Source organism: Jongsikchunia kroppenstedtii DSM 45133 (assembly GCF_000380485.1).
GTDB classification, from domain to species: Bacteria; Actinomycetota; Actinomycetes; order Mycobacteriales; family Mycobacteriaceae; genus Jongsikchunia; species Jongsikchunia kroppenstedtii.
Genome location: NZ_AQYG01000046.1, coordinates 75,420 through 99,606, shown reverse-complemented (window position 1 = coordinate 99,606; position 24,187 = coordinate 75,420). Strand labels below are relative to the sequence as shown.

Sequence of the window (24,187 nt, the reverse complement as noted above, 5' to 3'; positions counted from 1 at the left end):
GGTCGGTCGCGGGCGCGCGCCGCCGCGCCACTCAATGAACTATACGTCCATTCACTTGACACAGTGTCAGTGAATTGCAAGTATGACCTGAGTCACCCGGACCGAAGAAGTCTGAATCGAAGAAAAGAGTGCAATGAGCGCCAGCACCACCCTGCCGACCGTCTGCGTGATCGGCGCCGGGCCGTCGGGAATCACGACCGCGAAGCGGCTGAAGCAGCACGGCATCCCGTTCGACTGCTTCGAGGCGTCCGACGAGGTCGGTGGCAACTGGTACTACCGCAACCCGAACGGCATGTCGGCCTGTTACCAGAGCCTGCACATCGATACATCCAAGTGGCGCTTGGCATTCGAAGACTTCCCGGTGCCCGCGGACTGGCCGGACTTCCCGCATCACTCGCAGCTGCACCAGTACTTCATCGACTACGTCGACCATTTCGGGCTGCGCGACGACATCGAATTCAACACCAAGGTCGAGCGCGCCGAGCGGCGGCCCGACGGCACCTGGACCGTCACGCTGTCGACCGGTGAGACCCGGCGGTACGACGTGGTCGCCGTCTGCAACGGCCACCACTGGGACCCGCGCACGCCCGACTATCCGGGTCGGTTCGCCGGCCAGCTGATCCACAGCCACGCGTACAACGACCCGTTCGATCCGATCGACATGCGCGGCAAGCGGGTCATCGTGGTCGGAATGGGGAACTCGGGTCTGGATATCGCATCCGAGCTGTCGCAGCGCTTCCTCGCCGAGCGGCTGACCGTGTCGGCGCGCCGCGGCGTCTGGGTGCTGCCGAAGTATGTCAACGGCATGGCGGGCGACAAGACTGTTGTCCCGCATTGGATCCCGCGCAAGCTGTCGCTCGCGCTGACCCGACGATTCGTCCGCAAGAACCTCGGCGACATGTCGAACTACGGGCTGCCCGAACCCGATCACCAGCCGTTCGAGGCGCATCCGTCGGCCAGCGGGGAGTTCCTCGGCCGGGCCGGCTCCGGCGACATCGACTTCAAGCCGGCGATCGCCGAACTCGACGGGCACACGGTGCGATTCGTCGACGGCACCGAGATCGAGGCGGATGTGATCGTCTGTGCCACCGGCTATCACATCAGCTTCCCGTTCTTCGACGAGCCGGCGTTGGTGCCCGACGAGAAGAATCGACTGCCCCTCTACAAGCGAATGTTCCAGCCGGGCATCGACAACCTGGTGTACATGGGGCTGGCGCAGCCGATGCCGACGCTGGTGAACTTCGCCGAGCAGCAGAGCAAGCTGCTCGCCGCGTACCTGACCGGCCAGTACCGGCTGCCGACGCCGTCGGAGATGAGTGACACGATCTCTGCGGAGGAGCAGAAGTACCTGGGGCGCTACTACGACTCGCCGCGGCACACCATCCAGGTCGAGTTCGACCCCTATGTCCGCGATATCGGCAAGGAGATCGAGCGGGGTCGCAAGAGGGCTGCGGCCCAGGGCTTTTCGGTCCCGGTACCGGCGCGCGCGAACGCCGAGCAGGCGGCGGCCGTCTGATGACCAGTATCGAACAGAACGCTGTGCAGGGCAGTTGCGGCGACGAATTCGCATCGCTGCGAACCGCTTTCGACGAGCAGCTGGCGGCCGGGGAAGAACTGGGCGCGTCGATCGCGGTGGTTCAGGGCGGCGAATTGGTGGTCGATCTGTGGGGCGGCCATGTCGACGAAGCCCGTACCGCTCCGTGGCAGCGAGACACCATCGTCAACGTCTTCTCCATCACCAAGACGATGACCGCCCTCTCCGCGCTGCTGCTGGTCGATCGCGGACAGATCGACTTGGACGCGCCGGTCGCCACGTATTGGCCGGAGTTCGGCCGTAATGGCAAGGAGCACATCACCCCTCGGCAATTGCTGTCGCATACCTCCGGCGTGTCCGGTTGGGAGAAGCCGATCGAACTCGAGGACATCTACGACGGTCCCGCGGCGGCGGCGCGGTTGGCGGCGCAGGAGCCCTGGTGGGAGCCGGGCACCGCGTCCGGCTACTACGTGCTGAACTACGGGCACCTGATCGGCGAGCTGATCCGCCGGGTCGACGGCCGCTCGCTCGGGACGTTCTTCGCCGAGGAGATCGCCGGGCCGCTGGACGCCGATTTCCATATCGGCACCCCGGCGAGCGAGTTCGGCCGGATCGCGCCGCTGGTGCCGCCGCCTGCTCTCGACATCGACTGGTCGCTGATGGGGGAGGACAGCATTCTGGTCAAGAGCGTGACCAGTCCGATCCTCGACTACGCGCGCACCTCCGACACGGCCTGGCGCCAGGCGGAGATCGGTGCCGCGAACGGTCACGGCAACGCCCGATCGATCGCGCGCATTCAGTCGATCGTGGCCGGCGGTGGTCGGCGCGACGGCAGGCAGTGGCTCTCCAACCGGACGATCGACGAGATATTCGCGGTCCAGTCCGACGGCGTCGACCTCGCGATTCTCACCCCGCTCAAGTTCGGCACCGGGTACGGGCTGCCGCATGCGGATACCGTTCCGATGCTCCCGGACCGGCGCATCTGCTGGTGGGCCGGCATCGGCGGATCGTTCGTCGTGAACGACCTCGACCGGGATCTCACGTTCGCCTATGCGATGAACCGCATGGCGCCCGGCCTCATCGGTTCGGACCGGGCGACCGCGTATCTCGCCGCCACCTTCGGCGAGCGGTGAACGCCGTGGACACCATGCGCGCGCTGCAGCTGACCGACCCCGGCGTGGTCGAGATCCGGCAGGTCCCGATCCCGTCGGTCGGCCCGACCGAGGTGCTGATCAAAGTGGGTGCGGCCGGAATCTGTCATTCGGATCTGCATCTACTGCATTTCCCGGTGAAGATGCGAGAGGAGCCGCTCACGCTCGGGCACGAGATCGCGGGCACGGTCGCGGCAGTCGGTTCACAGGTCGCCGGAATCGCCGATGGCGATCGAGGGGTGGTGTACCTGTGCTGGTCGTGTGGGGTGTGCCGGGAGTGTGTGAGCGGCAACGAGAATGTCTGCGAGGCTGCGGGCCGGACGGCGATGCCGCCGTGCCCGGGGCTGGGGCCCGACGGCGGGATGGCCGACTACGTCGTCGTGCCGGCGCGCGCATTCGTGCCGATCGGTGATCTGGATGTCACGCAGGCCGCGCCGATCGCGGACGCGGGACTCACCAGCATGCACGCGATCGCCGGTGTGCGAGAACATCTTCGGCCGGGCGGCACGGTGGTGGTGATCGGGGTCGGGGGACTGGGCCACGTCGCGGTGCAGATCCTCAAGGCGATCAGCCCGGTTCGGGTCGTCGCGGTCGACGTCGGCGCCGGCCAGCTGCAACTGGCGGCCGACTGCGGTGCCGACGCCGCGCTGGAGTCCGGCCCGGATACCGCCGCCGAGATCCTGGCGATGACCGGCGGCCGCGGCGCCGACGTCGTGCTGGATTTCGTCGGCGTGGACGCGACGGCGCAGATGTCCGTGGCGGCCGTCGCACCCAACGGGGCCTACCGGATGATCGGGCTCGGCGGCGGCACACCGGGGGTGACGGCCGAGCCGGCCGGGGGGCCGGGCTGGCCGTGGGGCGCCTCGGTGCGCAAGTCGTACGGCGGCACCCGGTCCGACCTGATCGACGTGATCGAGCTCGCAAAGGCCGGAAAAGTGACGGTCGCCACAGAAGAGTTCCCACTCCGTGAGGCAAGGGCAGCCCTGGACCACCTGGAAGCTGGCAAAATTCGCGGCCGCGCCGTCCTCGTTCCATAGCCGGCCAGCAGACCGACTCGATTGCGCACCTACCGGCAGTTCCAGACATGAGGAGACACCAATGACACAGTCCAACGACGTACAGCAGATGATCGCCGCGGTGAATGCCCGCCTGACCGGTCCCGGCACCCGGTTCGAGATGCAGGAGGAAGAGGTGCTCGGCGTCCGTCTGCCGGTGGCGATCCACCGCGAGCGATCACTCGGCGCGGTGCTGGCCGATTCGGCGCAGTTCGGTGACCGCGACTATCTCGTCACCGATTCGGCGCGGCTCTCGTACACCGAGCACCTGGCGGCCGTGGCTGCTCTCGCGAAGGCGCTGAAGGATCGGTACGGCATCGAGAAGGGCGATCGGGTCGGGATCGCCGGCGCGAACACCGTCGAGTGGATCGAGTCCTTCTGGGCGGCGCAGACGCTGGGTGCCATCGTGGTCGGCTACAACGCCTGGTGGGTGGGGCCGGAGCTGGCCTACGGGATCGAGAATGCGGGCCCGAAGGTGATCATCGCCGACGCCAAGCGGGTGGCCCAGCTCACCGAACTCGGGGCCGACGTTCCGGTCCTCTCCATGGAGGAGGGCATCCCGGCACTCATCAACGAATTCGCCGGTGCACCACTGGAACTCGCCGATGTCGACGAGGACGACCCGGCGGTGATCCTCTACACCAGCGGCACCAGCGGGCGCCCGAAAGGCGTTGTCCACAGCCACCGCAACCTGATCGCGGTCATCAACTACCACCGGTTCTCCGATGCCTTGCTGGCCGCGTTCTCCGGCCAGGACCCGGACGCCGCGATTCCGTCGGATCGGCGGTATCTGCTGACCGGCCCGCTGTTTCACGTCGCGAGCCTGCACAACCTCATCGTGCCGCGGTTGGCGACCGGCAGCGCGGTGGTCATCTACCAGGGCTCGTTCAATGCCGAGCGGGCGCTGGCGCTGATCGAGAAAGAAAAGGTCACGACGTGGGCCGTCGTGCCGACGATGGCTCAGCGGATCATCGATGTCGAGAACATCGAACGCTTCGACCTGTCGTCGATGACCGCACTCGCGCTCTCGGCGGCGCCGACCTCGACGGCGGTACAGCAGAAGCTGCGCGAGAAGCTGCCGGTCGCCGAATCGTCGCTGGTCGACAGCTACGGCATGACCGAGTCGTCCGGAGCGATCACCGTGGCCAACCCGATGGAGCTGGCGGCGAATCCCGGCAGTCTGGGCTCCACGATCCCGGGGGTCAAGATGGAGATCCGCGACCCGGAGGGCAATCCCGTGCCGGAGGGTGTCGAGGGACAGGTCTGCACGCAGAGCGCCAACGTGATGCTGGGGTACTGGAACAACGAGGCGGCCACCGCGGATACGTTCGCCCCGGACCGCTGGCTGCTGACCGGGGACTACGGCACCGTCCGCGGCGGCCAGCTCTACCTCACCGGCCGGCGCTCGGATCTGATTCTGCGCGGCGGCGAGAACGTCTACCCGGTCGAGATCGAGCAGGTGATCGACGAGCATCCGGCCGTCGCCGAATGCGCGGTTATCGGCGTGCCGGACAAGGATCTCGGCAGCGCGGTGGGCGCGGTTGTGGTGGTGGAATCGGGGCAGCAGGTGACCGAGCAGGAACTGGTCGAGTTCGTCGGGCAGCGACTGGCCCACTTCAAGGTGCCTGCCCATTGGCGCGTGACCACGGATCCGTTGCCCCGCAACGCAACCGGCAAGACCATCCGCACCAAGGTCGAGATCTGACGTGTCCGATGACCTAGGCGATTTATTCGCACGACGGTTCGCGGACAAGACCGCTGTCGTCACCGGCGCCGCGTCGGGCATCGGCGCAGCGATCGCCCGGCGGCTGATTGCCGAGGGCGCGACCGTCGTCGGTCTCGATATCGCTGAGGACGCCCTCGTGGCGATGGCGGGCGAATTCGGCGACGCCTTTCTCGCCGCGCCGGCCGACGTGACCGACGAGGACGCGGTGTCGTCGGCGATCGCCGCGGGCGTCGAGCGGTACTCGGGAATCGACCTGGCGTTCAACGTCGCGGGGGCATCGCGTTACGGTCCGATCACCGAATTGGCCGCGGACGACTGGGATTTCACGGTCGACCTGGTGCAGAAGGCGGTGTTCCTGTGCGTCAAGCATGAGGCGCGGCAGCTGGTCGCGCAGGGTCGCGGCGGGGCGATCGTGAACGTCGCATCGCTGAACGCGCACATTCCGATGGTCGGCGGCAGCCCGTACTCCACGGGCAAGGCCGGGGTCGAGATGTTCAGCAAGAACGCGGCGCTGGAGTTGGCGCCCGCCGGAGTCCGGGTCAACGCCGTGCTGCCGGGCCTGGTGGATACGCCGCTGGTGGCGCCGGTGATGGGCTTCGAACCGGCCAAAAATATGTTCTTGGAACGCATTCCGATGGGCCGGGCGGCCGCGCCGGACGAGATCGCCGCGCCGTGCCTGTATCTGGCCAGCGACGACGCGAGTTATGTCACCGGCACGTCGCTGATGGTCGACGGCGGCTGGGAGATATCGAACTATGCGAACTTGACCTCACTGGGGGCGTCATGAGACGAGAGGGAGTCACCATGGATACCGAGCCACTCGACACGATCATCGCCGGCGGCCGCTGGTTCGACGGCACGGGCCGCGAATCCGCGGTGCGCGACATCGGTATTCGCGACGGCCGGGTGGTCGAGGTCAGCGCCGCTCCGCTGGCCGCCGAGCGCGCCGGCGAGGTGATCGATGCGCACGGTCAGTGGGTGATCCCCGGCATCATCGACATCCATACCCACTACGACATCGAGGTGCTCGCCAATCCGGCGCTGACCGAGTCGGTGCGGCATGGCGTGACCACGATCCTGCTCGGATCGTGCTCGCTGTCGACCCTGCACGTCGACCCATGCGAGGCCGGCGACCTTTTCGGCCGGGTCGAGGCGATCCCGCGCCAGCATGTCGTCGGGACGCTCGATCGACACAAGCGATGGGGCAGCGCAGCCGAATTCGTGTCGGCGCTGGAGGAATATCCGTTGGGGCCCAACGTCGCCGCATTCATCGGGCATTCCGACATACGGGTGGCCCAGATGGGGCTGGAACGCGCCACCCGCTACGACATCACGCCGACGGAGCGCGATCTCGCGGAGATGGAGCGGATGCTCACCGAGGCGCTCGACGAGGGTTTCGTCGGAATGTCGTCGCAGCAGCTGCTGTTCGACAAGCTCGACGGCGACGTCTGCCGCTCGCGGACCCTGCCGTCCACCTACGCCACGCGCAGCGAACGGCGTCGGCTCAACGCGATTCTGCGCCGCCGCAAGCGCGCGCTGCAGGGCGGACCGGATGTGGCGAAGCCGCAGAGCCTGGTGTCGATGGCCTGCAGCAGCCTGGGCATCGGCCGGCCGAAGCTGAAGGTCAGCCTGCTCTCGGCCGCCGATATCAAGGCAATCCCGGCGATCGCGCAGATCTTCCCGGTGATCGCCAAGGTGCTCAACAAGCTCGGCGCCGACTTCCGCTGGCAGCATCTTCCCGTACCGTTCGAGGTCTACTCCGACGGTATCGATCTGCCCGTGTTCGAGGAATTCGGTTCTGGTGCAGCGGCTCTGCATCTGTCGAACCAGATCGAGGAGCGGCAGGCGTTGCTCGCCGACGAGGACTACCGGCGCTGGTTCCGCAAGGATTACGACAAGAAGTACGGCCCGCGGGTGTGGCATCGCGACTTCTTCGACGCCGAGATCGTGGAATGCCCGGACGAGTCGGTCATCGGCAAGACCTTCGGGCAGGTCGGGGTGGATCGGGGCGGCGTGCATCCGGTCGACGCCTTCCTGGACCTGGTGGTCGAGCATGGCAGCAAGGTGCGCTGGCGCACCACGATCTCCAATCACCGCGAGAAGGTGCTCAACAAGTTCGCCGCCGACCCCGGCGTGCAGCTGGGCTTCTCCGACGCCGGCGCGCACCTGCGGAACATGGCGTTCTACAACTTCGGGCTGCGATTCCTGCGCCGCGTGCACGATGCCGAGCAGACCGGTACGCCGTTCATGACGGTCGAACATGCCGTGCATCGGCTGACCGGAGAGCTGGCCGACTGGTACGGTCTCGACGCCGGACATCTGCGGGTCGGCGACCGTGCCGACGTGGTGGTGATCGATCCGGAGCATCTCGATGCGACGCTCGATTCCTACAGTGAATCGCCGATCACCGAGTGGGACAACCTGTCTCGCATGGTCAACCGCAACGACGACGCGGTCCGGGCCGTGCTGGTCAACGGCCGGTACGTGTTCGGGCGGGGCGAGGCCGCGGCCGATCACGGCGTCCGGCGCACCGGGGAGTTCCTGCGCGCGCGGAGCTGACACCCCTCGGACGACCTGCAGCGGGCATTGTTTCCATGCAATACTTGTCGCATGACAAATGTTTCTCGTGCGGACGTAGACGTTCTCCTGACGGCCACCCGGGACCTGGTGGCATTCGCGACCGCCACGCTCGATGAGGCGTCCGAGGTGACGTTGCCGCAGATGCGGCTGATGTTCGCCATCGACGACCGCGGCTCGGCCTCCTGCGGCGCGCTCGCGTCCGCGCTCGGGTTGTCCGGTTCGTCCATCACTCGACTCGCCGACCGGTTGGTCGGTTCCGGCCACGTGGCGCGAGATATCAATCCGGACAATCGAAGTGTCGTCATGCTGTCGCTGACCGACGCCGGGCGCGACACCGTGGAGGCGGTCGTGGAGCGGCGGGCCCGGGTGTTCCGGGACGCCCTCGGGCGACTGGACCCGGCGCTGCGAGCCGGCCTCGTCGAGGGGCTGTCGGAGCTGCACGACGCCCTGGCCGAGTCGGCGGATATGCCGCCGCTGGTCGGCCGGTGACCCCGGAGGACACGCGAGACCGATTGGGCGACTTCCTCGTCGATCGACGGATGCTGCTCATCGCAGCCATCGCGCTGCCGGTCGGCGCGCTGGGCGGGTTGGCCGCCTGGGTGCTGCTGAGGCTGATCGGCGTGGTCACCAATCTGTGCTTCTACGGACGGTGGTCGTGGCATCTGGTCTCCCCGGGCGCCACCCATCACCCCTGGTGGCTGATCCTGTGCGTGCCGATCGCCGGCGGGCTGATCGTCGGCCTCATGGCCCGCTTCGGTTCGGAGAAGATCCGCGGACACGGGATGCCCGAGGCGATCGAATCGATCCTCACTCGGGGCAGCATCGTTGAGCCGAAAGTAGCTGTACTCAAGCCGGTTTCGGCCGCCGTGAGCATCGGAACCGGTGGACCGTTCGGCGCCGAGGGGCCGATCATCATGACCGGCGGCGCGGTCGGATCGATCGTGGCGCAGCATCTGCATCTCACCGCGGACGAGCGGAAGACGCTGCTGGTCGCGGGATCGGCGGCGGGCATGGCGGCGACGTTCAACAGCCCGTTGGCCGCGGTGCTGCTGGCGGTCGAATTGCTGCTGTTCGAGTGGCGGCCGCGGAGCCTGGTCCCGGTGGTCGCCGCGGTGGCGGTGGCGACCGCCGTGCGCGGGCCGCTGCTGGGTACCGCGGCGATCTTCCCGGTGAGCACCCTCGGCGTGCATCCGCATGCCGACATCGACGCCCTCGCCATTCTCATCGGCTGCTGCGGCGCGATCGTGGCCGTGGCGGCGACGTGGCTGGTGTATCGGGCCGAAGACATGTTCGGCCGCTTGCCGTTTCACTGGATGTGGTGGCCGGCAATCGGCGGCCTGATCATCGGGCTCGGTGGTCTGGTGGAGCCACGGGCGCTGGGCGTCGGCTACGACGTGATCGACGAGCTGCTCACCGGTCGGGCGACGACATCGCTGATCGTGGGCATCCTGATCGTGAAGACCCTGATCTGGTCGTTGTCGCTGGGTTCTGGCACCTCCGGCGGCGTGCTGGCGCCGGTGTTCATGATCGGCGGCGCGCTGGGGGCCGCGGTCGGGATGGGCATGCCCACGGTGTTCCCCGGATTCTGGGCCATGCTGGGACTGGCCGCCGTCGTCGGCGGGGTGATGCGATCGCCGATCACCGGGGTGGTGTTCACCCTCGAACTGACGCAGGCCTGGTCGGCCGCGCTGCCGGTGCTGATCGCCTCCGCGACCGCGTATGCGATCTCGGTGCTGGTGCTGCGCCGGTCGGTGCTGACCGAGAAGATCGCCCGGCGCGGGCTGCATCTCACCCGCGACTACTCGACCGATCCGCTGGAGACGTTCTTCTGCGGCGATGTGGCGCAACATGATCCGGACAGCCTGGCGCGGGCACGACGGGCCGAGCCGGTGGCGACGCTGGCACCGCGGGACACCCTGCGGCACGCGGCCTACGTGATGGCCGAATCGGGACGTCGGGAAGCCGCGGTGGTCTCCGCGGACGGCGCCGTGGTCGGGCTGGTGACCGTCGACGACCTGCTGACGCCACGTCGCCACGACCTGAATGAGGCGACCGTGCGCGAGCGTCCCCGAAAGCTGTTCGCCGCGAGGTCCTGACGCCGATAATGGCGTGATGAATGTATGGCAGGGGGATGCGGTCACCGATGCGCGCGGGTATCCGGTCGACAGTGTGGACGGCCGCGCCCGTCGTAAGCGGGTGCCACGCCGGACGCTGGGGGAGTGGGACCCGGCGACCCGCGGGCATGACGCGCTGGAAACCATATTGGCGCAGAACGAGATTCGAGATCAACGGCTGCTGCCGCTGCGGCACGGCCGGATGGCTCACTCGCCGTGGACCTACTATCGCGGCGCGGCCGCGGTCATGGCCGCGGACCTGGCGTCGGCGCCGCATACCGGCATCAAGGTCCAGCTGTGCGGCGACGCGCATGTGCTGAACTTCGGGCTCTGGAACACGCCCGAGCGCAATCTCGCTTTCGACCTCCGCGACTTCGACGAGACCCTCCCCGGCCCGTTCGAATGGGATCTCAAGAGATTCCTTGCGTCCCTGGTGGTGCTGTCGCGGGCCAACGGCCTCTCCGAGAAACGCGCCAAGGCCGCGGTGCGCAGCGGGTATGCGGGATACCGGGAGTGGATCGGCAAATACGCGACCTGGCCCGAACTCGACATCTGGTACGACAGCGTCAGTACCGACCAGCTGATCGCCTACACCGCCGATGATCGCGACCACCAACTCGACGAAGCGATCGAGAGACGCGCCGCAAAGCGTTCCAGCCGTGGCGCTTTCAAGAAGCTGACGGACGTGGTCGATGGGGAACGGGTCATCACCGAGGACCCGCCGTATCGCACGCACGCTCTCAGCGACTACGAGGCACAGCTGCAGCAGATCATCGAGCAGTATCACCGCTCGGTGCCCGACCACATCTCCACGCTGTGGTCGCGGTTCGATCTGGTCGACGCGGTGCAGCAGGTGGTCGGCGTCGGCAGCGTCGGCATGCGGGTGTTCCTCGCGCTGAACGAGGAACGCCGCACCGGCGATCCGGTCTTCCTGCAGATCAAGCAGGCCGGCCCGTCGGTCTACGAGCAGTTCCTCGGGCCGAGCATCTACCCCAACCATGGATCACGAGTCATCCACGGCCAGAGGATGATTCAGAGTGCCACCGACATGCTGGTGGGCTGGACGTCCATCGACGGCATGGACTACTACGTGCGGCAGTTCCGGGACGGCAAGGTGATTCCGGACGGCGAACAGATCGCGCCGCGGCTGCGGCAGTTCGCGTCGGCCTGCGGGCACGTCCTGGCACGCGCGCACGCGCGCAGTGGCGACCCGGCGGTGATCGATGCGTATCTGGGCTCATCCGGCCGGGTGGCCGACGCGCTGGTGGATTTCGCGATCGCCTATGCCGACCAGAACGATCGGGACCATGCGCAGCTGCAGAAGGCGGTGGTCGACGGGTACATCCCGGCGGCCCCCGGCTGGCCCGGCAAGTGACCCGGTGCCGGGATCGAAGCATTGAATGGCCGCTTCCGTACGGCTAGTGTCGTCCGCATGATTCACACGGAAAGGGGCGCCGCGCCTCATCGTCGTTGATGACCCGCTATAGCGTCCGCACGCCGGACGAGCTGCGGGCAAGTCGCCGCCCACGTGGTCACTCGTGTTGGGGACACCTGATAGTTGCGCCGCTCTGGGCGCAGACCGGTGCCAATCTCGGAACGCTGCTCCGGACATGTGACGCCGTGGGCGCCTGCATGGCCGTGCCGCCGCACGATTGGGTGTCGCGGGCTCTGCGCAAGGGAAATACGTTGCCGGGACCGTCGTGTATCCACCGCACCGGAAATCCGGCCAATTGGCTTGCCCGCGAACGTGATCGGGGAGCGACACTTCTCGGCGTCGAACTCGCGACCGGTGCGATCCGGCTGGGGGACCTGCAACCGGCCCGGCAGCGGACCGTGGTCGTCCTCGGTCACGAGCACCGCGGGATTCCCGACGACGTGATGGATCTGCTCGACGAGGTCGTCGAGATTCCGATGGTCGGCCGCGGAGCCAGCCTCAACGCGGCGGTCGCCGGGTCCCTGGTGCTGTATCGGCTCGCCGGCCTGGTCTGAGCGGCGGCTTCAGTCCTGCCGCTTGTGGAAATGGGCGTCATCACCGGCGCCGCGGACGACGACATCGGCCGGCTGCGCGTCGGGATCGGTGAAGGTCGGCGGGTCGATGAACCAGTAATCGGCGTCGTCGCCGGTCGCGTAGAGGATCGATTTGTCGAACTCGTAGTACATATCGGCCCTCCTTCTCGCGAATCGTCCCCGGTGGACCCGGAACGCACTGCTACGACGCGGGGCGGACCGGTGTGGTTCCACTCGTTGGCTATCGTAACGAGAAAGTAAAGGACCGACCAAAGCCGTTCAGCGACTTCGGCATCATTCTGTGACGCTTATTACCCCTTGGCGGACACCGCATTTCGGGAAAACGCCCCGATAATACGGACAATTACGACGAAGCGGAGTTGAGGGTGTACTGGATGTCCTGGACGACGCACCAGGCGGCGGCCAGGCCGCCCGCGCCGAACCAGAGCGCGTCGTCGACGATGAACACCCGCTTCCAGCTCGGTGCCCCCATGTCCAGCCACCGACCGCTGGTGAGCACCTTCTTGCCGTAGCTCTCGTCCGCAGCCGCGAAGCTGACATAGATGATGTCGGCGTCGGCGTCGTGGAAGTTCTTGTCGGTCACCTCGATGGGGCCGGGCACCCGCTGAACGGCCGGCCGCTGCACCCCGAGCAGTGTCATCATCTGGGCCGCGAACGGGGCCGTGCCCTGCACGAATTCGTCGTCCTTGCCGAATCGGACCATCGATGCCTGGGTATGCGCGGCGTCGATGCCGCGGCCGATGTCCTTGGTGATCCGGTTGAGGTCGTCGAGGCGTTCCTGGCCGGCTTGTCCACGGCCGACGCCGCGGGCCACCGCCAGGAAGGTGTCCTCCCAGCTCTGCTTCGGGGCGATGACCACCGAACGAGCCTTGACCTGGTCCGCGACCGGGTCGGATCCCACGCTCAGCACCACGTCGGGATCGGTCGCAGCGGCCTTGGCGCCATCGATCGCGCCCTGGTCGCCGACCTTGGCGACGCCGCCGACCCATGGTCCGAGGTAGTCGAGTCCCGCCGGGACGGCGCCGGCGACGGTGGCCGTGCCCACGACGCGGGACTGAATGCCCAACCCGCACAGCGCATCCAGCAGCGACACATCGGTCACCAGGATTCGCTGCGGATCCGGCGCGCCGGGATCGGCGTCGGTGGCCGCCCGGCAGGTCTTGCCGGTGTCGCGATTGGAGTTGGCGATATCGACCGACGCCACGCGGGTCGGCGTCTTGGAGATGGTCTCCTCACCGGGCACGGTTCCGCCGGAACCGGCGCAGGCGGCCGCCGTCAACGCGCTCAACGTCACCGCCAACACGCCTACGCCGCGTGCAATATGACTGCGTGCAATGAAAGGGGGTCGCGCCACGTGACCACTCGCTCCTGACTGCAGATTTACGGTGCCGCTCACGCTAGCACCAGCGGTCGTCGCAAATTCAGTACGACAGTTCGTAGGACCCACTCGGAATCGGCGGGTCGGAAGGTTTAGGATCATCCCAACGCCTGTGCGCTGTCTTCGAAACGGTGCGCGAGCGCGGCAGGACTACACGGCGCATCAGCGCAGAGCGACCCAGCGTGAGAGCGCTGCAGGATTGCAGGAGGATCAGTGACCGCGGTAGAGCCCAAACCGGTAGCGGTGGCGACCCGGCCGTACCCGACCAAGCCGGGGCACAAGGGGTCGTTCATCTACAAGATGATCACCACTACCGACCACAAGATGCTCGGCATCATGTATCTGGTCGCCTGCTTCGCGTTCTTCCTCATCGGCGGTCTCATGGCACTGCTGATGCGTGCCGAGCTGGCACACCCCGGTCTGCAGTTCCTGTCGACCGAGCAGTTCAACCAGCTGTTCACGATGCACGGCACCGTGATGCTGCTGATGTACGCGACCCCGATCGTCATCGGCTTCGCCAACGTCGTGCTGCCGCTGCAGATCGGTGCGCCGGACGTCGCGTTCCCGCGCCTGAACGCCTTCAGCTTCTGGCTCTTCATCTTCGGTTCGTCGGTCGCCATCGGCGGCTTCCTGACGCCGGGTGGTGCCGCCGACTTCGGTTGGACCGCGTACACCCCGCTGACCGACGCCATCCACTCGCCGGGCGCCGGCGCCGACCTGTGGATCCTGGGCCTGGGCGTCTCCGGTCTGGGCACCATCCTCGGTGCGGTCAACATGGTCACCACGGTCGTGTGTCTGCGCGCCCCGGGTATGACGATGTTCCGCATGCCGATCATGACCTGGAACATCCTGGTCACCTCGGTGCTGATCCTGCTCGCGTTCCCGCTGCTGACCGCGGCCCTGATGGGCCTGGAGGTCGACCGTCAATTCGGCGCGCATCTATACGACCCGGCCAACGGTGGTGTGATCCTCTGGCAGCACCTGTTCTGGTTCTTCGGGCACCCCGAGGTCTACATCATCGCGTTGCCATTCTTCGGCATCGTGTCGGAGATCTTCCCGGTGTTCAGTCGTAAGCCGCTGTTCGGTTACAACGGTCTGGTCTACGCGACGCTGTCGATCGCCGCGCTGTCCATCGCGGTGTGGGCGCACCACATGTACGCCACCGGCGCGGTGCTGCTGCCGTTCTTCGCCTTCATGACGTTCTTGATCGCGGTGCCCACCGGCGTGAAATTCTTCAACTGGATAGGCACGATGTGGAAGGGGCATCTCACTTTCGAGACACCCATGCTCTTTTCCGTCGGCTTCGTCGTCACCTTCCTCTTCGGTGGCCTGACGGGCGTGCTGCTGGCCTCGCCGCCACTGGACTTCCACCTGTCCGACTCGTACTTCGTCGTCGCACACTTCCACTACGTGCTCTTCGGAACCATCGTGTTCGCCACCTACGCGGGCATCTACTTCTGGTTCCCGAAGATGACCGGTCGCATGCTGGACGAGAAGCTCGGCAAGATCCACTTCTGGCTGACCTTCATCGGCTTCCACACCACCTTCCTGGTGCAGCACTGGCTGGGCGCCGAGGGCATGCCGCGTCGTTACGCCGACTACCTGCCGTCGGACGGTTTCACCACGCTGAACGTCATCTCGACGACCGGTGCCTTCATCCTCGGCATCTCGACCCTGCCGTTCCTGTGGAACGTCTTCCGCAGCTACCGCTACGGCGAGGTCGTCACGGTCGACGATCCGTGGGGCTTCTGCAACTCGCTCGAGTGGGCCACCAGCTGCCCGCCGCCGCGGCACAACTTCACCGAGCTGCCGCGTATCCGGTCGGAGCGGCCGGCGTTCGAGCTGCACTACCCGCACATGGTGGAGCGCATGCGTGCCGAGGCCCACGTGGGCCCCGGTGGCGGACACTGATCCGCTGATCACGCAAGCCATCTGACACGCGTGGGGGCCTCGGCAAAGACCGTGCTGATCACGGTCACCGGTCCGGACCAGCCCGGCGTCACCTCGGTGCTGCTCGGCGTTCTCGCCCGGCATCAGGTTGATCTCCTGGACGTCGAGCAGGTCGTGATCCGCGGCCGGCTCACCCTCGGCGTGCTGGTGAGTGCACCCGGGGACAGCGAAGAGCTGCAGGACGTCATCGAACAGGCGATGGCGTCGATCGGCGTGGACGTCAGCATCTCGGTCGGGCCGACGCTCGGCGAGCGCGTCGTCTCCACCCATGCGGTGGTGATCCTCGGAAATCCGGTGACGGCGCGGGCCTTCAGCGATCTCGCGAGCGCGTTGGCGGGGATCGGCGGCAACATCGACTCGATCCACGGCATCGCGGACTACCCGCTGACCGGGCTCGAGCTGCTGATCACGATTCCCGGCGGCGGCGCCGACGATCTCGAACTGCGGTCCGCGATCGCGGCGGTGGCCGCCGAACACGCGGTCGACGTCGCGGTCGAGCGTGCCGGCCTGGCCCGTCGCGCCAAGCGGCTCATCGTTTTCGACGTCGACTCCACCCTGATCCAGGGCGAGGTCATCGAGATGCTGGCGGCTCACGCAGGCAAGGAGGCCGAGGTCGCCGCGGTCACCGAGGCGGCCATGCGCGGCGAGCTCGACTTCTCGCAGTCGCTGCACGAGCGGGTGAAGGCCCTCGCCGGACTGGACGCCTCCGTCATCGACGAGGTGGCGGCATCGCTGGAGCTGACGCCGGGTGCGCGCACCACGATTCGGACCCTGCACCGACTCGGATATCACTGCGGCGTGGTGTCGGGTGGATTCCGTCAGGTGATCGATCCGTTGGCGCACGAGCTGGAGCTGGACTTCGTTCGCGCCAACACGCTGGAGATCGCCGAGGGCAAGCTCACCGGCCGGGTCGTGGGCGATGTGATCGACCGGGCCGCAAAGGCGTCGTCGCTCAAGGAATTCGCCGACCAGGTCGGCGTGCCGATGGAGCAGACGATCGCGGTCGGCGACGGCGCCAACGACATCGACATGTTGACCGCCGCGGGCCTGGGGATCGCGTTCAACGCGAAGCCCGCGCTGCAGGAGGTCGCCGACGCCGCGTTGTCGCACCCGTATCTCGATGCGGTGCTGTTCATCCTGGGCGTCACCCGCGACGAGATCGAGGCAGCCGACATCGAGGACGGCACGCTGCGTCGCGTCCCCATCGAATGATGTTGCCGGACCTGACATTCGGCGAACGTTACGATCGCCTGCATGACCGGCTCGGGGCGGCCGACCCGGATCCGGACGTCATCTGGGCGATGCCGATGGTTCTGCACCTGCCGAAGGCGCAGCCGCCGTCGCGGACCGCGGTTCTGGAGTCCGCGGCGCGCGCGGCGATCCTCCTCTGCCTGGATGAACGCGCCGGGGGCGACGGTCCGTGGACGACGGCGCTGGACACCTGGTGCGGCATCAGCATTCGCAAGATCGCGCGGCGGGCCCGCAGCGGCGCGCATTGGGAAGCGGCGCAGTCGGTTCCGGGTGTCACCGTGGATGCCGGTGGCGCAGCCGTGCGGGCCATCGTGCCGTCGCCGGTGACCGACGTCGACAAGCGGATCTCCCGCCTGCAGATCGAGGGGACCGATCTACCGGCCGACGAGCCCGGCCCGCCGGGCGAGGTGCCGGTGCGGCTGTGGATCAACCCGCATCTGGCTATGACCGTCGGCAAGGCGGCGGCGCAGGCCGGACACGGCTCGATGCTGGCCGTCCGGCTGCTGACCGACGATCAGGCGCGGCAATGGTTTTCAGCGGGCTGCCCGCTGTCGGTGCGGACGGCGACCGAGGCGCAGTGGGCGGATCTGCTGACGCGGGAATCGCGGTCCGAGACCGCGGCCGTGCGGGATGCCGGCTTCACCGAGATCGAGCCCGGGTCGATCACTGTCATCGCCGAGCGCGGCTAGCCGGCGGTCAGCCCAATGCGAGGGCGATCGGGGTATCGCCGTTGTTGAACCGGATGAACTGGCCGATCGTGTCATCGCGATCGACGACCGCGGCGATCACGGAGGCCACGTCGCCGCGGGTGACTTTGCCGCTGCTGATCGGCGGGACCGTCTCGATGAGTCCCGTCGGCGGGTCGAGGGTGAGTGTGCTGGGGCCCAGGATCGTCCACCGCAGTGCCGATTCGCGCAGGTATTCATCCGCCGCGGCCTTCGCCTCGGCGTAGTGGAAGAACGAATTCGACTGCGGAACGCCATGATTCACCGCGGCACCGAAATACGACACCATGATGAAGCGATCGACGCCCTTGTCGACGGCGGCATCGATCGTGCGGATCGCCGCGTCCCGGTCGACCGCGTAGGTACGTTCCGGGTTGCCGCCGCCCGCGCCCGCCGACCACACGACCACGTCGTGGCCGGCTATCGCGGTGCCGATCTGATCGGTGGTCATGTTCTCGACATCGGCGATGAGCGGCGTCGCGCCGGTGTCCTCGACATCCGCCGCGTGGTCGGGATTGCGGATGATCGAGGTGACCTCGTGCCCCGCGCCTATCAGCCGCGGTGCAGCGAGCAGTGCGATCTTGCCGTGGCCCCCGATGATCACGATTCGCGCCATGGCCTTGACCCTACGCCGTGTCCATCCGCTGGGCAGGGTTGTCCACTCGGCGGGCGTGATTGTTCGGTCGCCGGAATAGGGGCGGCGCGAAAATGGTTGCACCACATCGTGACCGTTACCAGTACCGATCCCGACTCGCCGCCGATCTCCATTCTCGATCTGGCGCGAATAGGTCCGGGAGAGAGTGTCGCGCAGGCGCTGGCGGCGAGTGTCGAGCTGGCCCAACTGGCGGAACGGCTCGGCTATCGCCGTATCTGGTACGCCGAGCACCACAACTTCCCGAGTATCGGATCGTCGGCGACCGCGGTGGTCATCGGCCATATCGCCGCGCACACCAGCAGCATTCGCCTCGGTTCGGGCGGCATCATGCTGCCGAACCATTCGCCGCTGACCATTGCCGAGCAGTTCGGCACGCTGACGTCGTTGTATCCCGGGCGCATCGATCTCGGTCTGGGTCGCGCGCCGGGCACCGATCAGCAGACACTCTTCGCGCTGCGGCGGGATATGCACTCGGCCAATCGTTTTCCGGAGGACGTGCAGGAACTGCAGGCGTTCCTCGGCGAGCAGTCGATCGTGCCGGGGGTGCGGGCGGTCCCTGGAGAGGGCACCGAAGTGCCGCTGTACATCCTGGGTTCCTCGCTGTTCGGTGCGCAGCTGGCCGCGGTCCTGGGCCTGCCGTATGCGTTCGCGTCGCATTTCGCGCCGGATGCACTGCACGCCGCGGTTGGCCGTTACCGCGCGGACTTCCGCCCGTCGGCACAGCTGTCCGAGCCGTACGTCTTGGCCGCGGTCAACGTGGTCGCCGCCGATGATGCCGCGGCCGCCGAGGAGCAGGTGCTGCGGGCCCGCGTCGAACGCACCAAGGCCTTGCTCGGCCGCGGCGTGGAGATGACGGACGAGCAGGCGCGTGAACTCTACGAATCGCCGGCCGGGCGGCAGGTCTCGCAGATGACCAAGTACAGCGCGGTGGGCACCGGGCCGCAGGTCCGGGCCTATCTGGACGAGTTCCGCGCGCATGCCGACGCCGACGAGTTGATCGTGGTCCCGGCCGCGCCGGATCGGACGGTGTGGCTGCGCTCGATCGAGTTGGTGGCGCACGAGTACGGTTTGCGGCCGACGCCCGCGTAGCAGTATTTCCGGTGGTGGGAGCGGTATTTCCGCTGGTAGGGCGGCCGGAGTCGCAATCGTAATCGAGATGTGACTGCTGTGGCTAGTGTGCCTGAAGTGATTCGGCAATAGTGGACATCGTGGTCGTAACTCGTCGTGAACTGTTCCGCATGTCTGCGCTCGCCGGTATCGGCGGCGCGGCTGCATTGGCGTTCGGTCGCACCGCGATCGCGGCCGCCGACACCATCAAGCCGGGTACCCCCGGTTCCCTCGGTGTCCTCTTGGACTATGCGGCCGGCGTCATCTCGTCGGCCGATCTCAAGGCGTCGGGAGCGCTGGGCGCGATCCGGTACGTCTCGGACCGACGTCCCGACGGTCAATGGATGCTCGGCAAACCGATCCAGGCGAGCGAGGCCACGGACCTGACCGGCGCAGGCCTGCAGGTGGTGAGCAATTATCAGTTCGGCAAGGGGAGTACGTCGGATTGGCTGGGCGGACATGACGCCGGCATCAAGCACGCGCAGCGCGGCGTGGAGCTGCACAAGGCCGCGGGTGGTCCGGATGCCGCGCCGATCTACGTGAGCATCGACGACAACCCGTCCGCCGATCAGATCGCCAACCAGGTGATCCCGTACATCAAGGCCTGGGAATCGGTGATCGGGCATCAGCGGACCGGCGTCTACGCGAATTCGCCGACCATCGACAAGCTCGTGCAGGCCGGCCTGGGCAGCTTCTACTGGCAGCACGGCTGGGGAACGCCGCAGGGCTACGTGCATCCGGCCGCGCATATCCGTCAGAGCTCCATCGACGACGACAACGTCGGTGGCGTCGGCGTCGACATCAATGACATCCTGAAGTCGCAGTACGGCCAGTGGTCGTCGGCGGGCAACAACACGGCGCCGACGCAGCCGGGCGAGACGAAGGTCGATTCGCAGGTCTCCCCGGGCTCGCTGGATGATCCGCTCGTGCAGCAGGGGATTCAAGAAGGCATGGGGATGGCGCAGCAGCTGCTGGGGCAACTGACGCAGCAGTAGGCCCGACGCTCAATCGTGACCACATTGTGGCTGTTGGGCCTGGTGGTGTTCAGGTTAATTGGCGATAGTCGATGTCATGCTTGTGAATCGACGTGACATGCTGCGAATATCTGCGCTCGCGGGGATCGGCGGCGCGGTGGCAATGTCGATCGGCAGCACCGCATCGGCGTCGGCCGACACGATCAGCCCGCAGACGCCCGGCTCGCTCGGGGTGCTTCTGGACTACTCCGCAGGCGTGTTGCAGGCATCCGATCTCAAGGCGTCCGGAGCCGTCGGTGCGATCCGCTATGTCTCCGACCATCTGCCCCAATCCACCTGGGCAGTCGGCAAACCCATGCAGGCCAGTGAGGCGCAACAGCTGCAGGCGGCCGGGCTGGCCATCGTCAGCAACTATGAATACGGCGACACCACGAACCAGGATTGGATGGGCGGGTTGGCCGGCGGCGTGCAGCATGCGCAGCGGGGGCTGGCTCAGCACAAGGCGGTCGGCGGCCCCGATACGGCGCCGATCTACGCCAGCATCGACGCGAATCCGTCGACCGAGCAGATTCTCACCGTGGTGATTCCTTACATCAAGGGCTGGGAATCGGTGCTCGGACACGGTCGGGTCGGCGTCTACGCGAACTCGCCGACGATCGATGCGCTGGTGCAGGCCGGCCTGGGCAGCTTCTATTGGCAGCACGGCTGGGGTACTCCGCAGGGCTACGTGCATCCGGCGGCGCACCTGCGGCAAAGCGTGATCAACGCGAACAAGGTGGCCGGGGTGGGCGTCGACGTCAACGACATTCTCAAGGCGAGCTACGGACAGTGGGGCGCCGGTCATCCTTCGACCACCGGGCAGGCTCCGCTCGATCCGCAGGATGTTGCCGCCGACCAGGCCGCGATCTCGAAAGGCCTCGGCCTCGCGCAACAAGTGCTGGGGCAATTGACGCAGCAGTAGTCCGGTTCCGGGAGGGCGGAGGCTCGACCCCGCGGCAGGTCAGGCAACATGGGTGTCGTGCCTATTGCCGAGAACGCTGCGGGGGATGTCGCGCCCGATCCGGATCTGCTGATCGACTTCCGCGATGTCGTGCTGCGCCGCGGCGGTAAGCGTCTCGTCGGACCGATCAACTGGCAGGTGGAGCTGGACGAGCGCTGGGTGGTGCTCGGCCCCAACGGTGCCGGCAAGACCTCGCTGATGCGCATGGCGGCCGCCGAGACGCATCCGACGTCGGGTACCGCGCACATTCTCGGAGAAGTGCTGGGCCACACCGATGTTCGCGAACTCGCGATCCGCATCGGCGTGACGTCGTCGATGCTGGCCGACCGGATTCCGCCGGACGAGCTCGTCAGCGATCTGGTGATCTCGGCCGGGTATTCGGTTCTGGGGCGGTGGCGCGAGGAGTACGAGCAGGTCGACAGGAGTCAGGCGGTCGAAACGCTTGAGTCGATGGGTGCCGAACATCTGGCCGACCGCGTCTACGGCACCCTGTCCGAGGGCGAGCGCAAACGCGTCCTGATCTCCCGCGCCCTGATGACCGATCCTGAACTACTCCTGCTGGACGAGCCGGCCGCCGGTCTTGATCTGGGCGGCCGCGAGGAGTTGGTCGCCCGGCTGGGTGAGTTGGCCGCCGATCCTGATGCCCCGGCCACGGTGCTGATCACCCACCATGTGGAAGAGATCCCCGAAGGCTTCACGCACGCAATGCTTTTGAACGACGGAGAAGTGGTGGCGCAGGGCCTGATCGACGACGTCGTGACCGCCGACAACCTGTCGGAGGCGTTCCGTCAGTCGATCGCGCTCGACCAGGTGGACGGCCGATACTTCGCTCGGCGGGCCCGCCGAGCCGGATCGCACAGGAGGGCGCGATGAGTCGCTACGCATTGGCAGAGGATCCGGAATCGGTGCCGATCCGGGACGCGGCGACCGTGGTGCTGGTGCGCGACGGTCGGTCGAGCGGAGCGAGGGGGGATGCCTCAGGGGGGATCGAGGTGTTCCTGCAGAAGCGGGTGCCGCAGATGGCGTTCGCGCCGGGGATGACGGTGTTCCCGGGCGGCGGCGTCGATCCACGGGACAGCCAGGCCGACATCGCGTGGACCGGCCCCGAACCGGCGTGGTGGGCAGAGCAATTCGTGGCGGATGCGGCCACGGCTCAGGCCCTGGTGGCCGCCGCGGTGCGCGAACTCTTCGAGGAATGCGGGGTGCTCCTCGCGGGGCGGGCCGACGGTACGCTGGCCGATCCGGCGCCGCTGCAGGCGCAGCGTCAGGCGTTGGTCGACAAGGGCATCTCGCTCGCGGACTTCCTTGCTGCCGAGGGTCTTTCGCTGCGTGCCGACCTGTTGCGGCCGCTGGCGCGCTGGACCACGCCGCTGGGCGAGCGGCGCCGCTACGACACCCGATTCTTCGTCGCCGCCCTACCGGCGGGCCAGCACGCCGACGGGCGCACCTCCGAGGCCGCTGAAACCCTGTGGCAGACCGGTGCGGCGGCGATCGCCGACTTCGAGGCCGGCAAGCACGTGCTGCTGCCGCCGACCTGGACCCAGCTGCGCGAGATCACGAAGTTCGACACGGTCGCCGACCTGCTCGCGGCGCCGCGCACGATCGAGTCGATCATTCCGACGCTCAAGGTGACCGACGCCGGCGTCGCCGTCGACTTCGACGGCCAGGAGCATTACATCTCCGGCGGCGAGTGAAACCTCTTTCCGCACAACGCAGGTGATGTCTGGTTGTGCGGACGCCCGGTTGTGCGGCGTCGGGCTCAGCGGCGGTAGGTGGTGGAGAACGCCTGGCGGACAGCGCCGTTCGCCGGAACCTCGAACGCGGTGAGGGCGACGCTGTTCGGATTGATGTCGAGCGTCATGAACCCGGTGTCCCGGTAGTTCTCGTAGCGTGCGCGGAACCGCTTCGTCGACGCGCTGTGCACCGACTTGGCCGCAGCGCCCGAAACGATCTGGCGCGTGCCCTTGAGTCCGCCGACGTTCTCCAGCACCTGCTGGCTGTGGTCATGTCCGGAGAGCAGGAACTGTGCCCGGCCGGCGATGTGGCGCTCGATGAAGTCCTTCGCCGCCTGACCACCCAGCGGTGCAGGCAACCCGTCGTAGGTGCCGGCGGGACCGTGCGGCCCGTTGTTCGCATATGGGTGGTGAGTGCACACGAATTTCCACGGCGCCGTCGACGTGCGCAGGGCCTGGTCGAGCCAGCGACTCTGGCGAGTCATGTAGTGCCCGCCCGCCTCCCATTCCGGTGACAGGATCGGAGGGATGTACGCGGCCAACGGATGCAGGTCGACGATGAAGAAGTCGGCGACGCCGAGCGCGACGGAGTAGTAGCGCGCGGGCATGTACCAGCGGCGTGAGCGGGCGTGGTACTTCACCTCGTCGTCGCCCCGGAGCAGCCAGCCGCCGTCGCCGGGGAAGACGGAACTGTTGTCATGGTTGCCGAGCGTCATCAGCCACGGGAAGTCGAGGCCGGCGTTGGGCTTCTCGAACTTGGTGAGGAACTGGATGTCGTCCGGACCGTTCGGGCCGGCCTCGTAGATGTTGTCGCCGAGCCCGAGCGCGATGTCGAACCCGTGCGCTCGGTGCAGTCTGCGGGCTGCGTCGGTCACGGCGTACTGCGCCCGGTCGCCGGTCCCGGAGTCACCGGTGACCAGGACGCGCAGCGTTTCGGCGCCACGCGGCAACGGATAACGCGCTGCGGCAGATGCGGCAGGCGTGCCCGCGATGACGGCGCCCGCGGTCACGGCGGTGCCGGCGGCCGCGGCTCCGGCGAGAAAAGTGCGGCGGTTGGGATGGTTGCTGACCGGAGATCGGCCGTTGCGAGTCATGCGGGGAGTTTCGCACAAAACGGTCATCGGCGGGCGGCTGCTCGTTACGTCGACCACGACCGAACATCGGCCGGTACGTGCACCGTTCGGCGTTGCGGAGTTGTTAACCAATGGGACACGTGGCTGTGGGAT

General features: G+C 67.3%; 20 protein-coding genes and 2 pseudogenes. 18 read left to right on the top strand and 4 right to left on the bottom strand.

Going from position 1 to position 24,187, the window contains the following annotated elements:
• Window positions 1-133 precede the first annotated feature (133 nt).
• The 10 genes from G341_RS0110185 (at window position 134) to G341_RS0110140 (ending at window position 12,149) form a co-directional block, all read left to right on the top strand.
• Window positions 134-1,516, top strand: a complete 1,383-nt coding sequence (locus tag G341_RS0110185; protein ID WP_018179033.1) for a flavin-containing monooxygenase — start codon at window positions 134-136, stop codon at window positions 1,514-1,516.
• On the top strand, window positions 1,516-2,667 hold the full coding sequence (locus tag G341_RS0110180) for a serine hydrolase domain-containing protein (protein WP_018179032.1): 1,152 nt from the start codon (window positions 1,516-1,518) through the stop codon (window positions 2,665-2,667). Before G341_RS0110185 ends, G341_RS0110180 begins: the two co-directional genes overlap by 1 nt.
• Window positions 2,668-2,681: 14 nt before the next feature.
• The gene (locus G341_RS0110175; RefSeq protein WP_026303495.1) at window positions 2,682-3,722 is read left to right on the top strand and encodes an NAD(P)-dependent alcohol dehydrogenase; all 1,041 of its coding nucleotides are present in this window, start codon (window positions 2,682-2,684) and stop codon (window positions 3,720-3,722) included.
• A gap of 61 nt (window positions 3,723-3,783) precedes the next feature.
• Window positions 3,784-5,445 carry a steroid-24-oyl-CoA synthetase gene (gene casG / locus G341_RS0110170; protein ID WP_018179030.1) on the top strand — a complete coding sequence of 554 codons (1,662 nt, stop codon included), beginning with the start codon at window positions 3,784-3,786 and terminating at the stop codon, window positions 5,443-5,445.
• Window position 5,446: 1 nt separating this feature from the next.
• Window positions 5,447-6,253 carry an SDR family NAD(P)-dependent oxidoreductase gene (locus G341_RS0110165; RefSeq protein ID WP_018179029.1) on the top strand — a complete coding sequence of 269 codons (807 nt, stop codon included), beginning with the start codon at window positions 5,447-5,449 and terminating at the stop codon, window positions 6,251-6,253.
• Between the two features lie 17 nt (window positions 6,254-6,270).
• A complete protein-coding gene (locus G341_RS0110160) occupies window positions 6,271-8,025 on the top strand; it encodes an N-acyl-D-amino-acid deacylase family protein (RefSeq protein ID WP_026303494.1) in 1,755 nt (584 codons plus the stop codon).
• Between the two features lie 51 nt (window positions 8,026-8,076).
• Window positions 8,077-8,535 (top strand): MarR family winged helix-turn-helix transcriptional regulator, encoded by a 459-nt coding sequence (locus G341_RS21695; RefSeq protein ID WP_081622498.1) that lies wholly within the window; start codon window positions 8,077-8,079, stop codon window positions 8,533-8,535.
• Window positions 8,532-10,142 (top strand): chloride channel protein, encoded by a 1,611-nt coding sequence (locus G341_RS0110150; protein ID WP_018179026.1) that lies wholly within the window; start codon window positions 8,532-8,534, stop codon window positions 10,140-10,142. Before G341_RS21695 ends, G341_RS0110150 begins: the two co-directional genes overlap by 4 nt.
• A 16-nt stretch (window positions 10,143-10,158) precedes the next feature.
• Window positions 10,159-11,535: a DUF2252 domain-containing protein gene (locus G341_RS0110145; RefSeq protein WP_018179025.1), complete on the top strand. Its 1,377-nt coding sequence runs from the start codon at window positions 10,159-10,161 to the stop codon at window positions 11,533-11,535.
• Window positions 11,536-11,633: 98 nt separating this feature from the next.
• Window positions 11,634-12,149 carry a TrmH family RNA methyltransferase gene (locus G341_RS0110140; RefSeq protein WP_026303493.1) on the top strand — a complete coding sequence of 172 codons (516 nt, stop codon included), beginning with the start codon at window positions 11,634-11,636 and terminating at the stop codon, window positions 12,147-12,149.
• Window positions 12,150-12,158: 9 nt separating this feature from the next.
• Here the strand turns inward: G341_RS0110140 and G341_RS23775 are convergent, their stop codons facing one another.
• Both G341_RS23775 and G341_RS0110130 read right to left on the bottom strand, forming a co-directional pair.
• Window positions 12,159-12,320, bottom strand: a complete 162-nt coding sequence (locus G341_RS23775; protein ID WP_018179023.1) for a hypothetical protein — start codon at window positions 12,318-12,320, stop codon at window positions 12,159-12,161.
• A gap of 211 nt (window positions 12,321-12,531) precedes the next feature.
• Window positions 12,532-13,482 (bottom strand): ABC transporter substrate-binding protein, encoded by a 951-nt coding sequence (locus tag G341_RS0110130; RefSeq protein ID WP_162140710.1) that lies wholly within the window; start codon window positions 13,480-13,482, stop codon window positions 12,532-12,534.
• Between the two features lie 384 nt (window positions 13,483-13,866).
• Between G341_RS0110130 and ctaD the strand changes: the two genes are divergently transcribed.
• The 3 genes from ctaD to G341_RS0110115 are packed head-to-tail and all read left to right on the top strand — an operon-like array spanning window position 13,867 to window position 17,456.
• Window positions 13,867-15,477 (top strand): aa3-type cytochrome oxidase subunit I, encoded by a 1,611-nt coding sequence (gene ctaD / locus G341_RS0110125; RefSeq protein ID WP_425402070.1) that lies wholly within the window; start codon window positions 13,867-13,869, stop codon window positions 15,475-15,477.
• A 30-nt stretch (window positions 15,478-15,507) separates the two neighbouring features.
• Window positions 15,508-16,728, top strand: coding sequence for a phosphoserine phosphatase SerB (gene serB / locus G341_RS0110120; protein WP_018179020.1), 1,221 nt, complete (start codon window positions 15,508-15,510; stop codon window positions 16,726-16,728).
• Complete coding sequence (locus tag G341_RS0110115) at window positions 16,728-17,456, top strand: peptidyl-tRNA hydrolase (RefSeq protein WP_018179019.1); 729 nt, start codon at window positions 16,728-16,730, stop codon at window positions 17,454-17,456. Before serB ends, G341_RS0110115 begins: the two co-directional genes overlap by 1 nt.
• 7 nt (window positions 17,457-17,463) lie before the next feature.
• Here G341_RS0110115 and G341_RS0110110 read toward each other — a convergent pair whose 3' ends face one another.
• The gene (locus tag G341_RS0110110) at window positions 17,464-18,108 is read right to left on the bottom strand and encodes an SDR family oxidoreductase (RefSeq protein WP_018179018.1); all 645 of its coding nucleotides are present in this window, start codon (window positions 18,106-18,108) and stop codon (window positions 17,464-17,466) included.
• A gap of 108 nt (window positions 18,109-18,216) precedes the next feature.
• On the opposite strand from G341_RS0110110, the gene G341_RS0110105 reads away from it, so the two are divergent.
• The 5 genes and pseudogenes from G341_RS0110105 (at window position 18,217) to G341_RS0110085 (ending at window position 22,922) form a co-directional block, all read left to right on the top strand.
• Complete coding sequence (locus G341_RS0110105; RefSeq protein ID WP_026303490.1) at window positions 18,217-19,236, top strand: LLM class flavin-dependent oxidoreductase; 1,020 nt, start codon at window positions 18,217-18,219, stop codon at window positions 19,234-19,236.
• A 149-nt stretch (window positions 19,237-19,385) separates the two neighbouring features.
• A pseudogene (locus G341_RS21690) lies at window positions 19,386-20,093 on the top strand (DUF1906 domain-containing protein); the annotation flags it as partial.
• Window positions 20,094-20,325: 232 nt separating this feature from the next.
• Window positions 20,326-21,060: pseudogene (locus G341_RS0110095) on the top strand (DUF1906 domain-containing protein); the annotation flags it as partial.
• Window positions 21,061-21,237: 177 nt separating this feature from the next.
• On the top strand, window positions 21,238-22,101 hold the full coding sequence (locus G341_RS0110090; protein WP_018179014.1) for an ABC transporter ATP-binding protein: 864 nt from the start codon (window positions 21,238-21,240) through the stop codon (window positions 22,099-22,101).
• Window positions 22,098-22,922, top strand: a complete 825-nt coding sequence (locus G341_RS0110085; protein WP_018179013.1) for an NUDIX hydrolase — start codon at window positions 22,098-22,100, stop codon at window positions 22,920-22,922. Before G341_RS0110090 ends, G341_RS0110085 begins: the two co-directional genes overlap by 4 nt.
• 65 nt (window positions 22,923-22,987) lie before the next feature.
• Here the strand turns inward: G341_RS0110085 and G341_RS0110080 are convergent, their stop codons facing one another.
• Window positions 22,988-24,055, bottom strand: coding sequence for a metallophosphoesterase (locus G341_RS0110080; protein WP_018179012.1), 1,068 nt, complete (start codon window positions 24,053-24,055; stop codon window positions 22,988-22,990).
• Between the last annotated feature and the right edge of the window lie 132 nt (window positions 24,056-24,187).